The organism is Bradyrhizobium sp. USDA 3262, assembly GCF_054060035.1.
This window is the reverse complement of record NZ_JBSSCT010000001.1, coordinates 241,554-257,118: the sequence shown is the minus strand read 5'-3', so window position 1 is coordinate 257,118 and position 15,565 is coordinate 241,554. Positions and strand designations below refer to the sequence as shown.

The following is a 15,565-nucleotide window of genomic DNA, read 5'->3' as shown; positions in this document are numbered from 1 at the left end:
TCCAATCGCATCATGATCCAAAGCGAGATGCGCGCCCGGATTGCGCCGCCGCGCGCTATTCCGCGGCCACCATCTGCTGGGTGCGCCATTGTCCGAGCAGGGCGCGCAGCGAGGCGGGTTTGACCGGCTTGTTCAGCACGGCGATGTTCTCCTCGCGCGCGGCGGCGCGCACCGCCGGGCTGCGGTCGGCGGTGATCAGGATCGCCGGAATGCCGTCGCCGAAGCGGCGGCGGATCTCGCGGATCGCGGCGACGCCGTTGCCGCGGTCGAGATGATAGTCGACCAGCACGCCGGTGACGCGGCCGCCGGCGGCCTCGATCGCGCTGATCGCGCCGTCGGCGTCGAGCACCGCGATCACCTCCGCGTCCCACGCCGTCAGCAGCGTCTTCATGCCGTCGAGAATGGCGGGATCGTTCTCGATGCAGACGATCAGCGAGCCGCTCATCGGCGTCTTCGACAGCGGCGTGGCGGTGGTGACGGCCGCGGTATGGTTGACGGCGGTCGCGACCGGCACGGTGACCGAGAACGCCGAGCCGCCGCTGACATTGGCCGAGATCGCGATGCGGTGGTTGAGCACCCGCGCCAGCCGCTCGACGATCGACAGGCCGAGGCCGAGGCCGCGCGCGATCCGGGCGCCCTGCTCGAGACGATGGAACTCCTTGAAGATCTCGCCGCGCTTCTGCACGGGAATGCCGACGCCGGTGTCGAAGATGCTGATCTGGAGCGTGGCGCCGCGGCGGCGGCAACCGATCAGGACGCGGCCGCGCGGGGTATATTTGATCGCGTTGGAGATGAAATTCTGCAGCAGCCGGCGCAGCAGCGAGCGATCGGATTCGACCGGCAGCGAGCAGGCCACGAAGCGCAGGTCGAGGCCCTTGTCGCGGGCGATCGGCATGAACTCGATCTCCAGCGAGCGCATCAGGTCGGCCATCCGGAAGCTCGTGATCGCCGGCGTCATGGCGCCGGCGTCGAGCCTGGAAATGTCGAGCAGCGCGCCCAGGATGTCCTCGATCGCTTCGAGCGAGTCGTCGATGTTCTCGACCAGGCGCGAGTCCTCGCCGCCGTTCTGACGCTCGACCAGGCTCGTGACATAGAGGCGCGCCGCGTTGAGCGGCTGCAGGATGTCGTGGCTGGCGGCCGCCAGGAAGCGCGTCTTGGAGGCGTTGGCGTCTTCCGCGATGCCCTTGGCGAGCGCGAGCTCCGAGTTCAACCGCGTCAGCTCCTCGGTGCGGTCGCGCACCCGCTTTTCCAGCGTCGCGTTGGCGCGCTCCAGCGCCTCCGCCGCCTCGAAGCTCGGCGTGACGTCGGAGAAGGTGATGACGAGCCCGCCGCCTGGCATCCGGTTGGCACGCACCTCGATCACCAGATGGCGGTCGGTGAAGCGTTCCAGATAGGGCTCGCCCTCGGTGGTGTAGGCGCGCAGGCGGGCCTGCAGCAGGCTGTCGCCGTCGCCGGACGCCGGCGGACTGATCGCGCCCATGAATTCGAGGATCTCGGACAGCGGGATGCCGAGCTGTACCAGATGCTGCGGCAGCCCCAGCAATTCGGAGAACTGGCGGTTGGAACAGATCAGCTGCAGATCGGCGTCGAACACCGCGATGCCCTGGCGCACGTGATTGAGCGCGGTCTGCAGGATCTCGCGGTTGAAGTGCAGGGCGGCGTGGGAATCGTCGAGCAGTTTCAGCGCGGCCTTGGCCGACACCGTGCGCCGTTGCAGCAGCAGCGACATCACGAGGCGCGAGGACGCCGCCCCGATCGAGGAGGCGATCAACCGCTCGGCATGCTGCAGCAGCTCGAAATCGGCCGGAGCCGACGCCAGCAGCACGATGTTGCGGTCGACGGCGAAGGCGGCGAAGGCCTCGCGGGTGCGGTCGGGGCCGAGATATTGCGTCACCGTGCTCTGGATGTCCTCCACCGTCACCGTGGTGCGCCAGCGCCGGAAGCTGGGCGCGATCGGCGCCAGCGCGTTGGGCACGAACACGTCGGCCTGCAACAGCTCGATCGAGGACGGCGCGCGCGCCAGCGAGAACAGCACATAGGTGAGGATGTTGAGCGCAAGGCTCCACAGCACGCCGTGCAGCAGCGGCGGCAGGTCGGCGCCGAACAGCGCCTGCGGCCGCAACGCCTCGATCCCGAACGGCCCGTGCTGCAGCAGCATCAGGCCGGCGGTCGAGGTTTCCAGGAAGCTCGGGATGAACAGGGTGTAGAGCCACGTCGCGAAGCCGACCAGCATGCCCGCCATGGCGCCGCGGGCGGTGGCTCTGCGCCAGAACAGGCCGCCGAAGAACGCCGGCGCCAGCTGGCTGATCGCGGCAAACGACAACAGGCCGATCGCGACCAGCTGGGTGTTGCCGAGCGCGCGATAGTAGAAATACGCCAGCACCATGATGGCGAAGATCGAGAAGCGGCGCGCCTTCAGCAGGAAATTGCCAAAGTCCTTCTGGCCGGCGCTGGCATCGTCGCTGCGCGGCAGGACCAGCGGCAGCACGATGTCGTTGGAGACCATGATCGACAGCGCGACGCATTCGACGATCACCATCGCGGTCGCCGCCGACAGCCCGCCGACGAACACGGCGAGGCTGAGCAATTGCGAATTGCCCTCGATCGGTAGCGCCAGCACGAACATGTCGGCATCGACCGCGCCGAACGGGAAGATGACGAGGCCGGCGATCGCGATCGGAATCACGAACAGGTTGATGGCGATGAGGTAGAGCGGGAACAGCCAGCGCGCCCGGGTGACTTCGGCGGGCGTCGAATTCTCGACCACGCTGACATGGAACTGGCGCGGCAGCAGCATGACCGCGCAGAACGACAGCAGCGTCATGATCAGGAAATTGCCGATCGACGGCACATATTCGATCGCGCGCACCGCCTCCGGCGTCTTCAGGGCGCGCTCGTAGAGCTCGACCGGAGAGAACATCCAGAAGGTGACGAAGGCGCCGGCGGCGATGAAGGCGACCAGCTTGACGATGGACTCGGCCGCGATCGCCAGGATCAGGCCGTGCTGATGCTCGGTCGCGTCGGTGTGGCGGGTGCCGAACAGCACCGCGAACACCGCCATCGCCAGCGTCACCATCAGCGCGATGTCGCCGATCACAGGGATTTTCGAGAACGCCTGGTCCTCGCTCAGGATGGTCTCCAGCGACGCCGCCACCGCCTTCAGCTGCAGCGCGATGTAGGGCACCGAGCCGATGATCGCGATCAGCGCCACGGTCGCCGCCACCGCCTGGCTCTTGCCGTAGCGCGCGGCGATGAAGTCGGCGATCGAGGTGATGTTCTGCGACTTGGCGAGCGCGATCACCCGGCGCAGCAGCGGCGTGCACAGTCCGACCATCACGATCGGGCCGACATAGATCGCCAGGAAGTCGATGCTGGTGCGGGTGGCGAAGCCGACCGAGCCGAAGAAGGTCCAGGAGGTGCAGTAGATCGCCAGCGACAGCGGATAGATCCACTGGCTGGCACGGCCGCGCTCGCCCGGCGACGTGCGGTCGCCGCGGCTGGCAATGAAGAACAACAATCCGATGTAGGCGAACGCCGTGGCGATTACGCCCCAGTCGTGCAGCATCGCTGCTTATCTCCGTCCAGGCCGGGAAAGGGGCCGGATACCGGATTATATAACGCAAAGGGCCGGCCGCGCGATGCACGGCCGGCCCAAATTCGGGGTCGGAAACGAATAGGGTTACTCGGCGGCCAGCGACTTCTGGCGCAGGGGCAGGCCGAGCCGGTCCCAGACCTGGAGCAGCGCCTCGGCCAGCGCGTCGATCAGGCCGTCGTCATGGTAGGGCGAGGGCGTGATGCGCAGCCGCTCGGTGCCCTTGGCGACCGTCGGATAGTTGATCGGCTGGATGTAGATGCCGTGGTCCTCGAGCAGCAGGTCGGAGGCCCGCTTGCACTTCTCGGGATCGCCGACGAACAGCGGCACGATATGGGTGTCGCTCGACATGACAGGCAGGCCGGCGGCGGTCAGGATCGCCTTGGTGCGGGCGGCACGGTCCTGGTGGCGCTCGCGCTCCCAGTTCGAGGTCTTCAGGTGCCGGATCGCAGCCGTCGCGGCCGAGCAGATCGCCGGCGGCAGCGCGGTGGTGAAGATGAAGCCCGGCGCATAGGAGCGCACCGCGTCGATAACCTCGGCGCGGCCTGCAATGTAGCCGCCGAGGCAGCCGAAGGCTTTTGCCAGCGTGCCCTCGACGATATCGATCCGGTGCATCACGCCGTCGCGCTCGGCGATGCCGCCGCCGCGCGGGCCGTACATGCCGACCGCATGCACCTCGTCGAGATAGGTCATGGCGCCGTATTGCTCGGCGAGATCGCAGATCTTGCCGAGCGGCGCGACGTCGCCGTCCATCGAATAAAGGCTCTCGCAGACGATCAGCTTCGGCCGGTCGGGACCGGCGGCGATCAGGAGCTCCTCGAGATGCGCGACGTCGTTGTGGCGGAAGATCTGGCGCTCGCAGCCGGCCTGGCGCACGCCCTCGATCATCGAATTGTGGTTCAGCGCGTCCGAAAGGATCAGGCAGTTCGGGATCAGCTTGGCGAGCGTCGAGATGCCGGTCTGGTTCGAAACATAGCCCGAGGTGAACAGCAGCGAGGCTTCCTTGCCGTGGAGGTCGGCGAGTTCCGCCTCGAGCTGCACCAGCGGGTGATGGGTGCCCGCGATGTTGCGGGTGCCGCCGGCGCCGGTGCCGACCCGGGTCGCAGTCTCGACCATCGCGCCGACCACCTTGGGGTGCTGGCCCATGCCGAGATAGTCGTTGGAGCACCAGATCACGACGTTGCGGCTGCCCTTCGGCGAATGCCAGGTCGCGTGCGGGAAGCGGCCCGCGATCCGCTCGAGGTCGGCGAACACCCGGTAGCGCCGCTCGTCGTGCAGGCGGTTGAGGGCGGCATTGAAGAACTGGCTGTAATCCATCGGCAAACCCAGAAAACGGAACCTGACCGGAATGATTGCTTCTTCTTAGAGCTTTTCCAGCTCTAATGTCCATGCATTGACCCACATCTGGGCATGCGCCGCAGTTGGGCAAATTGCCCTAGCCGGGGCCGTTCGGCTTGATTTCGGTCAAATCGCCGGGCGATCCCTTGCCGCCCGGCCGGGTTCAGGTCGTCTTGAAGCGCAGCATGCCGTCGGCGTGCATCTCGGCCGTCAGGCGGCCCTCGACCAGCATGTAGTTGACATGGGCGACCAGCTCGCCGGCGGCAAAACCCATCTGGTGCTCGTCCAGCACGTGCTTGTGGAACACCACCGGCACCAGCTCCTTGGAGGTCTGCGGCACCTCGCGGCAGGCTTCGGCGATCAGCCGGCAGCGCTCCTCATGGTGATCGGCAAGCTGCTTGATCCGGGTCTTCAGCCCGTAGAACGGCACGCCGTGGCCGGGCAGCACCATCACGTCATAGGGCAGGGTGGTGGTCAGGCTCGCCAGCGACGCCAGATATTCGCCGAGCGAGTTCTGCTCGGGCTCGACCGCCCAGACGCTGACATTGGGCGAGATCTTGCTCAGCACCTGGTCGGCGGACAGGAACAGCTTGTCGGCCGCGCAATACAGCATCACCTGGTCGAGCGCGTGGCCGCCGCCGGTAATCACCTTGAAGCGCCGCGTGCCGATCACGACCTCGTCGCCATGGGTGAGGCGGTGATAGGACGGCGGCAGCACCGAGACGCGCTTCAAATAGTCCTGGCCGCGCCCGAGGAGTTTTTCGGTCAGGTCCTCATCCATGCCGTGACGGCGGAAGAACAGCCGCTGCGCGTTGCGCCGCTCCTCGGTGCCGCGGTTCTGGTGATAGACCGACTGCAGATATTCCACCTGCGACATGAACAGCGGACAGCCGAAGCGCTCGGTGATCCAGCCGGCGAGACCGACATGATCGGGGTGCGAATGCGTCACGATCAGGCGGGTGACCTTGACGTGCTTCAGCGGTCCCTCGAACAGCGTGGTCCAGGCCGCGATCGATTCCTCATTGCCGAAGCCGGCATCCACCATGGTCCAGCCGTCGCCGTCGGCGAGCAGATAGATGTTCACATGGTTGAGGCGGAACGGCAGCTTCAGCCGCGCCCACAGCACGCCGGGAGCCACCTCCACGACCTGGTCGGGGCCGGGATGGTTCTCCCAGGGGTATCGCAGTGCCTCCGCCGAGGAGTGCACGGGGTCGGTCTTCGTATGCATGCTACCGGCTTAGCGGCACACGGGCCGCCGCGCCAGCCGAAAAATCAGATAGTCGTCCGGAGAATACGCTGGGAAGTCGCCGGAATTCCGTAGCCCGGATGAAGCGAAGCGCAATCCGGACAAACCTCCCCTTGAAAAGGGGAGGTCGCTTTGCTCGCAGAGCAAAGCGGGTGGGGATCTGCTCTCTCCACATAGAGCGTCGCCTGCGGCTGAACCCCATCCCGACCTTCCCCCTTTCAGGGGGAAGGGGAAGACAAATCGTGGTCCCGGATTTCGCGGAGCCTGTCATCGGGCGCGCGTTCGCGCGACCCGTTGGCTTCATCCGGGCTACGGGATATCGTTGTTACGCCGCGCGGATGTTCGACAGGAAGCCGTCGATCTCCGAGCGCAGCACGTCGGCCTCGCGGCGCAGCGCGTCGGAGGCGCTCAGCACCTCGCCGGCGGCAGAGCCCGCCTCGGCCGAGGCTGTGGAGACGCCGACGATGTTGCTCGACACCTCGCTGGTGCCGCCCGCCGCATGCTGGATGTTGCGGGCGATCTCGCGGGTCGCCGCGCCCTGCTGCTCGACCGCGGCGGCGATCGCGGTGGTGACGTCGTTGATCTCGCCGATCGTGCTCGAGATGTTGCGGATGGCGGAGACGGCCGTGGTCGTCACCTCCTGCATGCTGACGATCTGCTGGCGGATTTCTTCGGTCGCCTTCGCGGTCTGGCTCGCGAGGTTCTTCACCTCGGAGGCGACCACGGCAAAGCCGCGGCCGGCCTCGCCGGCGCGCGCCGCCTCGATGGTGGCGTTGAGCGCGAGCAGATTGGTTTGCGAGGCGATGGTCTGGATCAGGTCGACCACGACACTGATGCGTGCGGCATTGTCGGCGAGCCCCTGCATCGTGCTGTCGGTGGCGCTGGCTTCCTCCACCGCCTTGCGGGCGATCTCCGCCGAGGTGACGACCTGACGGCCGATCTCCTGGATCGAGGACGACAGCTCCTCGGTGCCGGCCGACACCGTCTGCACGTTGACCGAGGTTTCCTCGGCGGCCGACGCGACGGCGTTGACCAGCGCGCTCGACTGGTCGGCGGTCGCCGACATGCTCTGCGCGGTCGACTGCATCGAGTTCGCCGCGGTCTGCAGGCTGCCGAGCGCGCCGCGGACGTTGGATTCGAACGTGACGATCTGCGCTTCCATGCGCGAGGCGCGCTCGGCCTTGGCGCTGCGGTCCTTGTTCTGGTTTTCCGTGAGCTCGCGGCTCTCGACCATGCTCTCGCGGAACACCTGCAGCGCGTCGGCCATGACGGCGATCTCGTCGCGCTGGCGGCTCTGCGGGATCTCGGTGTCGAGGTCGCCGTCGGACAATAGCTGCATCGAGCGCTGCAGGCCGCGGATGCGGCGCAGGATGTTGCGCCCGACATAGAGCCAGACGAACAGGAACGAGCCGACCAGCGTCAGCGCGCCGAGGCCGATCATCACCATGGTCGCGAGCGAGATCTGCTGCCGCGCCTGGAAGGTCGAACTGTCGGTCTCCTTCTGCACCGCGTCGACCAACTGCTGGACGCTGATGCCGAGCCCGACATTGAGCTTGCGCGTCTCTTCCAGGATGGTCTGGCCGTAGTCGATCGCGTCGAGCTCCTTCTGGCGGATCTTGAACACGCCGGTCTTGCCTTCGCCGAGCACGAGCAGCTTCGAGGCGGTGTCGCGCACCGCAACGATCGCGGGATTGTTCGGCAGGTCCTCGAGGTTGGACTTGACGCGTTCGCGCCCGGCCTTGAACTCGGCCTCGATCGCATCGAGCGTTTCGCTGGAATTGGCCGACAGCGCCGCGGTCATGTCGGCAGCCATCAGATTGCCGGCGGCGAGCACGTTGCTGATCTGGCCGACGGTGCGGGCAGCTTCAGTGGCGTCGTCCGCGGACACCTCGGCCGCGGCGAGGATGGCGTTGAGCCGGGTCTGCGCGTCGAGCATCGCCGGACTTGCGGCGGAGACGAACGCCGCCTGCGCCTTGCGCAGCGCGTTGTACTGCTTGTCGCGCAACGCGCCGACCTCGAGCCGCTCGCGCGCCGCCGAGATCAGGCTCTTGGTCGCCTCGTCGGTGTTCTTGACGTTCTCCTGCAGCGCGCTGACCACGGATTTGTCGGCGCCGAGCTCGATGATCTCGCCAAGCTTGGCGTTGGTGAGCCGCGCGACGTCCTGCACCTTCTTGGTGCGATCGTTCAGCGCGTCCTCGCTCTGCACGGCGAGCAGGCCGGGACCTTGCGCCGCGAGCGAAGCGCTTTGCGCGGCAAGCTGCAGGCTCGCGGCAAGTCGCGGAATGTCGCGGCCGGAGAGATCGGTCATGGTGCCGCCGAGCTGATGCAGCACGATGCCGGCGCCTGCGCTGATCACCAGCGCCATGCCCGCGATCACCGCGAACGCTGCGAACAGGCTGCCCCTGACGCCCATCTGCGGCAGATGGATACGCTTGAGATTTGGTTTCCCGAGCTTGAACCGAAACGCCATTGCCCCCGTGCCCCCTGGCCCACTACGCTTGGCCACTATCCTTGGCCACTACTCTTGGATGTTTCCCCGGCGCGGGAGTATCGGTGCGGCCGGTTAACAAAATCGGGAAAATTGCGACCATCTGCGGGATTTTTCAGGGCGGCCACGCCGTAGCGCGGTCCTGGTTCGCTGTGCGGAATCGATGCACGCGACATGACGCAAAAAGGCCGGCTTGCGCCGGCCTTTTCCACTATCGGTTGTGGGCAGTATTCTCAGTAGCGGCCGTAAGCGGGGCCGCCGAAGTTGCCGAGATTGAAGCGGTAGTTGAGGCCCGCCTTCACGGTGTGCTCGTCATTGTGGAAGCTGCCGACCGGCACCAGCGCACCCGGCGCGGTGAAGCGGCTGTCGCCGAAGTCGTAGTACTGGTACTCGACCTTGGCCGACCAGTTCGGCGCGAACATGTATTCGGCGCCGCCGCCGATGGTCCAACCGTTGCTGTGGTTGTCGCTGAGCGCGAAGCCGACCGGGGCGCCGCCGAGCGTCACCGTTTCGTTGTTGTCGGAATAGGCGTAACCGCCCTTCACATAGATCAGGCCCGGGCCCCAGGTGTAGCCGACGCGACCGGTGATCGAGCCGATGCCGCGCTGGTTGTTGTTGTAGACGTAGCCGCCGGGGAAGATCGCGTTGAGCTGGTGGCCGCCGACCCAGGAATACTGGCCTTCGACGCCGATCACCCACATCGGCGACAGCTGCCAGTCGTAGCCGCCCTGCACGCCGCCCATGAAGCGGGCGTCGGAGTCCGACAGCGCGAGGCCGTTGAAATTGTTGTTCTGGGAGAACACGCCGCCGAGATGGCCGCCGAGATAGAAGCCGGTCCAGTTGTAGAGCGGAGCGGCGTAAACAGGCGCGGGCGCCTTCTGATAGTAGCCACGGTTGAAATCGGCGGCGTTGGCGGTCGCGCCAAAGGCAGCGACGGCAGCCGCGGCGGCTGCGGTTGCGAGCAGGAACGTCTTCATGGGGGCAGTCTCCGGACAAGTCATGAGGCGCAGCGTGAATGGCGCCATCCATGGCGGATGGGTTAGACCGCATTTGAATAAAATGCAGTCACCCGAACGCTGCTCGGAGCGTTAAGTCGCAGCCTTTGCGGTGAAACGTTTTGTTGTGCCTAACGAACGCTTAAGGTGGAATGAAGCAAGGCTTAACGCGGTGCGCGCGGCGCGCATTTCCCGTTAACCAAGCCGTCGGCTAGAGCATGATCCGGAAAAGTGCGAAGCGGTTTTCCGAGAAGATCATGCTCAAACAAGGAGCTAAAGCGCGATGATGATTCAACCTAATCTCATCGCGCTTTAGGCCAGTCGCTTGCGCACATCGTCGCGCATCTGCTCGCGAAACGCCTGGCGACGCGCGGCGCGATCCCTGACCGGAACGTCGTGGCGATCGAACACGTCGAACTTCTCCAGGATCGGATAGTGCTCGCTCGCCATCGCCAGCACGCGCAGCAGGGCGGCAACCTTCGGAGTCGGGCCGGTGACTTCCCACCTGCGCAGCTTCTCGGCGCCGCCTGCGGCCGACAGCCCGCACAGCTTCGCCATGTCAGCCGCCGTCAGCTCGCGGCCGAGCGCCTCGCCGAGATGTTCGCGCAGTTTCTTCAGTTCTGGGCCGGTCACGATTGGTCCGCTCCGCGATGGCAAAATGTGAAGTGAGTCACATGACGTGCTCGAGGCGCGGGTTATACGCCACACAGGTGAGTTCTAAAGGAAACCATCATGCACGGCATCATCGAAAGCCTCAGCCCCGAACACGATCAGATCGATTGGAAATGGGTCGGCAGTGTGTTCGCGTTCTACGTCGTGCTGACGATCGGCGGAATGGGCGCGCTGCTGGCGCGTTGATCCGCGGAAGCGGTGCGAAGGGCCGATTGCGCGGATAGCGATCAAAATAGAGCGGTCACGTGACGGCTCAGGCCCGGCGGTAGCCGCCGGAACCGGATCGCAGAATCCTCCCTGAGAGGCGGTAGCCACGTCCTGCCGGCGCCTCCGATCGGCGCCGACAGGGTGTGTTCAGATCATCAGCGTGAGGCGAGAGCGTTGGCCATCCGGGCGGATTTGCCGGACGGCTTGGGCGCAGACCGTGCTGCCACCACAGGTTCGGATGGTGTCGCATTCGTCGGCCAGGCACCGGGGAACGGCGGGGCAAAATGGTGCGCTTTCAGGGCCGCGATGTCCCAAGAGTTCAGACAGGTTTTCCCGCCATACTCCGTCGAGTTGTAGAAGGCGTGAAATCCGATACCGAGAGCCGAGGCGAAGCGGTCTCCCTTGGTCGCTCCATCCACATAGCTTCGGAGCTTTGCGCAGAACTTGGGCAGATTTGCCGACCAGGGAGAATCAACCGCATTCTGGGCATTGTTGAATTGGCCTTGAAGCTCGCCGTACCGATCGGAAAAGGCCCTGTCCACTCCGAGCCAGCCGTTTCCGCCGTCAATATCCGGCCCGGTGTCACGCACGATCTTGTCGATCGAGATGACGGTCTTTCGGCCGCTTCTGTAGCTGATGTTGCTGGCGGTTGACCTGATCTCATACTGCCTGGGATCGGGCGATCTGGTTTCCGCAAACGACGCCATGATCGAGTTCACCCCGTTATTGAGCGTGGTGATGGCGTTGCTGTTCTTCTCCAGATAGGAGACGACAGGAACGATCGCCGATCCAACACCGGTGCCCGTGGCCAAGGAACCCAACGCGACCGCACTGGTGCCGACCGTCGCAATCCCGCTCACAAACTTCGTCGGGTCATTGAATCGGATGGTGTCCGACTGCTTGTACTCAAAGTGCAGCCTTACTTTCGCGTTCGCCGGAACGTCGGTGATGATGGTGCCTTCGCAGTTCTGAATTTGAACGTCGCCAAAGTTGGCTTTCGCTATGATCGGTACCTTGACCTGCTTGATCTGGTCACTCTTGGCGTTCGGGAACGTGACGACGGCCGCAAGGGCGACAGACCGGTCGTGAATATTGAATCCATCCTGGAATATGTTGCCGGTTCGCTTCGCTCCGACCCAGCCCGATGCCACGTTGTTCAGGCTCTGCGGATTGTCGCAGAGATTGCGGACCTTGAGATCGTACTGGAAAACGTCCCTGGGGCCGTCGAAGGCTCTTACGACCGGCTGCGAGCCCGATGCACGCTCAACATCTCCCAAGTCAAAGCCAAATGCGGACGAGGAGGCCAGCAGCGTAACAGCCGCCGGCAGCAGAACTTTTATGTGCACGTGAAATCCCCCAATTCCCTGTCGTATTGCCGAGTTCTGAAATTCGCCAAAGTAATTACAGGTGCCATAGAAGTATGGCTGTGGCCGAAAATCAACCAAAAGTAGATTTCACGATCAGGACGTAACGGAGGCCGGGCCTTTGGTCCGGTCTTTGGCGAGGCGGGGATGTCTCGTATTCGGCTCAGCGCTGCGCGATGAAGATCCTGGTGCTGCCAGACAGGATTGAACTGTCGACCTCTCCATTACCAATGGAGTGCTCTACCACTGAGCTACGGCAGCATGCCCGGGAAAAATTGAATCGGCCCCAAGGGCCCGTCCAAGCGGGCGGTTCTTGCCACAGGCCTCCCTTTGGCGCAAGCGAAACAGCGCCCCTGTCGCCCTTGAAATCGGCAGAAATCGACGGCCTCGCCGATGATTTTGGCCAATTCGGCCGATTTCGGCCGGATTGGGTTCCCGATCTCGCCGAAACTATCCCGATCCGCGCTTGCCGCCGAATCATATCGCCGCAACTGGCCGACCGGGCAGGGTGCGCGGGCATCCGCCATTGGCTATGCTCGCCTCGCGCCGGTCGGCGGCGGCTCGAGAGTTTTGCAATGACAGGCGATCAGGACAGAGGCGGCGGGCAGGCCGGAGCCCGCGTGAAGGATTCACGACAGGATCGTCTCAAGCTGGCGCTGCGCGAAAATCTGAAGCGACGGAAATCGCAGGCGCGCGGTCGCGAGGATGTGGCTTCCGAACCAGCCGATGGCTCGGTAGATGACGCCGGCGGAAACGAGCCGCGCCGTTAACCCGGTTCGTGCGCATTGTTATAAGGAAGCGGGTCGCCGATATGGCTGTAGATGAGACGACGATCGATCGGCTGAACGCAACCGCCTACGCCTTCCCGCGCCATGAGCAGACCTTTCCGACCCTGACCGCGCACGAGATCGAACGGATGCGCCGCTTCGGCGAGCCGCGCGCATACCAGGACGGCGAGGCACTGTTCGAGACCGGCAAGCCCGGGCCCGGCATGTTCGTGGTGCTGTCCGGCAATGTCTCGATCACCCAGCGCGACGGGCTCGGCCATGTCGCGCCGATCATCGACCAGGGACCGGGGCAGTTTCTCGCTGAGATCGGCCAGCTCTCCGGCCGCCCGGCGCTGGTCGACGGCCATGCCGATGGGGTGGTCGAGACGCTGCTGTTGCCGCCCGACCGGCTGCGCGCGCTTTTGGTTGCGGAGGCCGATCTCGGCGAACGCATCATGCGCGCGCTGATCCTGCGCCGCGTCAGCCTGATCCAGGGCGGCGCCGGCGGGCCGGTGCTGATCGGCCCCGCCTCGGTCGGCAACATGGCGTCGCTGCAGAATTTCTTGGCGCGCAACGGCCAGCCGCACCACTTCCTCGACCCCGAGACCGACAAGGATGCCGCCGACCTCGTCGCGCGCTATTCCCCGACGCGCGCCGAGCTGCCGCTGGTGGTCTGTCCCAACGGCACGGTGCTGCGCAATCCGTCCGAGACCGCGCTTGCGATGGCGCTCGGCATGATCGGCAACAGCGCGCATGAAAAACTCTACGATGTCGCCGTGGTCGGCAGCGGCCCGGCCGGGCTTGCCACCGCGGTCTATGCGGCGTCGGAAGGCCTGTCGGTCGCGGTGTTCGATTCCCGCGCCTTCGGCGGCCAGGCCGGCGCCAGCATGCGCATCGAAAACTATCTGGGCTTTCCGACCGGCATCTCCGGCCAGGCGCTGGCCGGACGGGCCTTCAACCAGGCGCAGAAATTCGGCGCCGAAATGCTGATCCCGGTCTCGATCAAATCGCTCGACTGCACGAAAGCGTCCGGCGCATTCGTGCTCGACACAGCGTGCGGGCATACGCTGCGCGCGAAATCCGTGGTGGTCGCCAGCGGGGCGCGCTATCGACGGCCCGAGATCGACAATCTCGATGCCTTTGAAGGCCGCGGCGTCTGGTACTGGGCATCGCCGATCGAGGCGCGGCTCTGCGCCCAGCAGGAAGTCGTGCTGGTCGGCGGCGGCAACTCCGCGGGGCAGGCGGCGGTGTACCTGTCGGCGCATGCCCGCAGGGTCAACATGATGATCCGCGGCGGCGGGCTCGGGGCCAGCATGTCGCGCTATTTGATCGAGCGCATCGAGGCGACGCCGAACATCGAATTGATGTTCAACACCGAGGTGATCGGACTCGACGGCGCCGAGACGCTGCAGCGGGTGCGCTGGCGCAGCCGGCTCGCGCCCGACGAGTTCACCATGGATATCCGCAATCTCTTTTTGTTTGTCGGCGCCGATCCGGCGACCGGTTGGCTCGAGGGCTGCGGGGTGCAGGTCGACCGCGGCGGCTTCGTGATGACCGGCGTGCAGACCGGCGAGGGCGCGCGCGCCGTGCCGCTGCTCGAGACCACGGTGCCCGGCGTGTTCGCGGTCGGCGACGTCCGCTCCGGATCGGTCAAGCGCGTCGGCGGCGCGATCGGCGAGGGCGCGCAGGTCGTCGCCGCTTTGCACGGCTATCTCGCCGACGCGGGCAGTCCGACGCTGTAAGTACGATTGATGCGGAAAACGCAAACGTTTCCCCGTCATCCCCGCGCAAAGGCTTCGCCTTTGCGCGGGGATGACGGGTTAGAGAGGCGCACAAGGTTAGAGGTCGCAAATGACGAAAGGCTGCACCCATATCGCCGGCATCCAGGATGTTACGCCGAGCGCGCTCGGCTGCGAGGAGTGCCTGAAGAGCGGCAGCCGCTGGCTGCATTTGCGCATCTGCCGGACCTGCGGCCATGTCGGCTGCTGCGACGATTCGCCGAACCGGCACGCGACGGCGCACTTCCACGCCACCGGCCATCCCGTGATCGAGGGCTACGATCCGCCGGAAGGCTGGGGCTGGTGCTATGTCGACGAGGTGCTGTTCGACCTGTCGAAGCGCAAGACGCCGCATGACGGACCGATCCCGCGCTATGATTGATTCAGCTTCGCACAGGGCGCACGATGCCGCATCGTGTGACATACGTGCGAAAATTTTCAGCAATCGCAGGCGCCGGCAAAATTTTGATGAGATGTCGGCCGTCCTGCCATCGAAGCATGTAGCAATTTTCCGTCACGCATCGTAACCTCGCATGCGGGTCTCAGCGGGGAGTGCGCCACATGACGACATTGGTGCTTGTGCACGTCATTATCAGCCTGATTGCAATCGTCGCCGGTGTGCTCGTGATGTTCGGGCTGCTCGGCTCGCGCGCGATGCCTGGGCTGACCGCGATCTTCCTCGTGCTCACGATCCTGACCAGCGCCACCGGCTTCGTGATCCCGCCTTTGGTGACCGAGAAGCTGCTGCCGTCGCATATCATCGGCGGGCTTTCGCTGGTGCTGCTCGCGATCGCCTGCATTGCGCTCTATGCGATGCAGCTCAAGGGCGCCTGGCGTCCGATCTACATCGTGACTGCGATGGTCTCGCTCTATCTCAACGTCTTCGTGCTGGTCATTCAGAGCTTCCTCAAGGTGCCGGCGTTGCAGGCGCTGGCGCCGGCGGTGCCGCCGAACCCGCCGTCCGGGCCGGTGTTTGCGGCGGTGCAGGGCATCGTGCTGGTGTTCTTCGCCGTGGTGATCATCGGCGCCTGGCGCCGCTTCAGGCCGGTCACGTTCGCCTGATCCGGGGCGGATGACCTCATTTCGAGGCGACGCGCGGCATAGAAGATGAGGTGCGG

12 protein-coding genes and 1 tRNA gene are annotated in these 15,565 nt (G+C 65.2%); 5 read left to right on the top strand and 8 right to left on the bottom strand.

What is annotated here, in order from left to right:
• Nucleotides 1-55: 55 nt before the first annotated feature.
• From ACVWYP_RS01190 to ACVWYP_RS01165, 6 genes are all read right to left on the bottom strand, one after another.
• Entirely contained in the window at nucleotides 56-3,565 is a 3,510-nt protein-coding gene (locus ACVWYP_RS01190; RefSeq protein WP_304497437.1) for a PAS domain-containing hybrid sensor histidine kinase/response regulator, read from the bottom strand.
• A 114-nt stretch (nucleotides 3,566-3,679) separates the two neighbouring features.
• Nucleotides 3,680-4,909 carry a 5-aminolevulinate synthase gene (gene hemA, locus ACVWYP_RS01185; RefSeq protein WP_028338945.1) on the bottom strand — a complete coding sequence of 410 codons (1,230 nt, stop codon included), beginning with the start codon at nucleotides 4,907-4,909 and terminating at the stop codon, nucleotides 3,680-3,682.
• Between the two features lie 184 nt (nucleotides 4,910-5,093).
• Nucleotides 5,094-6,158 carry an MBL fold metallo-hydrolase gene (locus ACVWYP_RS01180; RefSeq protein ID WP_028338944.1) on the bottom strand — a complete coding sequence of 355 codons (1,065 nt, stop codon included), beginning with the start codon at nucleotides 6,156-6,158 and terminating at the stop codon, nucleotides 5,094-5,096.
• A 343-nt stretch (nucleotides 6,159-6,501) separates the two neighbouring features.
• Entirely contained in the window at nucleotides 6,502-8,646 is a 2,145-nt protein-coding gene (locus ACVWYP_RS01175; protein ID WP_304497436.1) for a methyl-accepting chemotaxis protein, read from the bottom strand.
• Nucleotides 8,647-8,897: 251 nt separating this feature from the next.
• Entirely contained in the window at nucleotides 8,898-9,641 is a 744-nt protein-coding gene (locus tag ACVWYP_RS01170; protein ID WP_304497435.1) for an outer membrane protein, read from the bottom strand.
• A 330-nt stretch (nucleotides 9,642-9,971) separates the two neighbouring features.
• A complete protein-coding gene (locus ACVWYP_RS01165) occupies nucleotides 9,972-10,292 on the bottom strand; it encodes a hypothetical protein (RefSeq protein ID WP_028338941.1) in 321 nt (106 codons plus the stop codon).
• A gap of 99 nt (nucleotides 10,293-10,391) precedes the next feature.
• On the opposite strand from ACVWYP_RS01165, the gene ACVWYP_RS01160 reads away from it, so the two are divergent.
• Nucleotides 10,392-10,517, top strand: a complete 126-nt coding sequence (locus ACVWYP_RS01160) for a hypothetical protein (RefSeq protein WP_256438803.1) — start codon at nucleotides 10,392-10,394, stop codon at nucleotides 10,515-10,517.
• 176 nt (nucleotides 10,518-10,693) lie between these two features.
• Here the strand turns inward: ACVWYP_RS01160 and ACVWYP_RS01155 are convergent, their stop codons facing one another.
• Both ACVWYP_RS01155 and ACVWYP_RS01150 read right to left on the bottom strand, forming a co-directional pair.
• On the bottom strand, nucleotides 10,694-11,884 hold the full coding sequence (locus ACVWYP_RS01155) for a hypothetical protein (RefSeq protein WP_304497434.1): 1,191 nt from the start codon (nucleotides 11,882-11,884) through the stop codon (nucleotides 10,694-10,696).
• Between the two features lie 204 nt (nucleotides 11,885-12,088).
• Nucleotides 12,089-12,163 (bottom strand) — tRNA-Thr (locus ACVWYP_RS01150).
• 101 nt (nucleotides 12,164-12,264) lie between these two features.
• Here ACVWYP_RS01150 and ACVWYP_RS01145 point away from each other — a divergent pair.
• From ACVWYP_RS01145 to ACVWYP_RS01130, 4 genes are all read left to right on the top strand, one after another.
• Nucleotides 12,265-12,672 (top strand): hypothetical protein, encoded by a 408-nt coding sequence (locus ACVWYP_RS01145; RefSeq protein ID WP_304497433.1) that lies wholly within the window; start codon nucleotides 12,265-12,267, stop codon nucleotides 12,670-12,672.
• A 41-nt stretch (nucleotides 12,673-12,713) separates the two neighbouring features.
• Nucleotides 12,714-14,411 (top strand): FAD-dependent oxidoreductase, encoded by a 1,698-nt coding sequence (locus tag ACVWYP_RS01140; protein WP_304497432.1) that lies wholly within the window; start codon nucleotides 12,714-12,716, stop codon nucleotides 14,409-14,411.
• A gap of 109 nt (nucleotides 14,412-14,520) precedes the next feature.
• Nucleotides 14,521-14,829, top strand: a complete 309-nt coding sequence (locus ACVWYP_RS01135; protein ID WP_016848445.1) for a UBP-type zinc finger domain-containing protein — start codon at nucleotides 14,521-14,523, stop codon at nucleotides 14,827-14,829.
• Nucleotides 14,830-15,008: 179 nt separating this feature from the next.
• Nucleotides 15,009-15,509: a hypothetical protein gene (locus ACVWYP_RS01130; RefSeq protein ID WP_304497431.1), complete on the top strand. Its 501-nt coding sequence runs from the start codon at nucleotides 15,009-15,011 to the stop codon at nucleotides 15,507-15,509.
• The last annotated feature ends 56 nt before the right edge of the window (nucleotides 15,510-15,565 follow it).